At 63.9% G+C, this 864-nt stretch carries 2 protein-coding genes; both read right to left on the reverse strand.

Annotated features, from left to right (window positions below; genetic code table 11):
• Positions 1–290: recombinase family protein (locus tag MJ797_RS27705; protein WP_239342362.1), on the reverse strand; the 290-nt coding region annotated here is incomplete at its 3' end.
• Positions 291–415: 125 nt separating this feature from the next.
• Positions 416–763: a hypothetical protein gene (locus tag MJ797_RS27710; RefSeq protein WP_239342364.1), complete on the reverse strand. Its 348-nt coding sequence runs from the start codon at positions 761–763 to the stop codon at positions 416–418.
• Positions 764–864 lie beyond the last annotated feature (101 nt).

The following is an 864-nucleotide window of genomic DNA, read 5'->3' on the forward strand; positions in this document are numbered from 1 at the left end:
AACTCCTCCATCAGCAGCGCCTGGTAGGCGAACTTCCGCGCCAGCCGGTCCGGGGAATAGCACAGCACGACGTCAATCTGGACCGCGGCCACCAGATCCCGCAGCCGCTCCAGCGCCGGGCGCATCAGCGTCCCACCCGAATGGCCGTCATCCTCGAATACCCACTCCTCCGGCAGCGCCGCCCCCATCTCCCGGGCACGTTCACGCAGCGCCGCCGTCTGCGAAACGATGGTCTCGTTCTTCTTCTGCCGGTCCGACGATACCCGGGCATAAATCACCACTGTGGTCATGCGGCTCTCCTCCTTGCTGACTATTCTGGATCTTCAGGCGCCGCTGTGGAACCAGGACCCCATACGCGATCGACAGGTCCCGGGCGGCATGGCGATCAAATACATACTCCAGGGCGATCGTCCGGCTATTCATCCGGCGGACTTCCCGATCCAGCCGCGGCGAGGAAATCAGACAGAGCGCGGCTGACCAATGAAGAAATCGTCGCCCCACGCAGGCATGCATAGTCACGGATCCGCTCAGCCAACACGACTGGCAGCTTCACCGTGAAGACGACACTCGGCTCCGGAACGACCATCCGCCCACGCGACGACGCCACATCCACGTAACGCCGAGCCTGACGAAGCGACACCGCGAAACGTGCAGACAGCACAAGGGCGGCGTCCACAATCGGGACGCCGCCCTCCAGTAGCCGAGCCGCAGCGTTCACCCGCTCGGCGTACTCACCCGCACCCACACGACGACGATCACCCATAGGCAGATCACTACTACCGCCTGTGTCGCAAGGTCACGTCGACACGCCGGGGACGCTCCAGACGCCGGTAGCTCAACGTGACCTCGAACTCGAAGTTGCCA

Origin of the sequence: Protofrankia sp. CiP3, assembly GCF_917627345.1 — a bacterium.
Classification (GTDB): domain Bacteria; phylum Actinomycetota; class Actinomycetes; order Frankiales; family Frankiaceae; genus Protofrankia.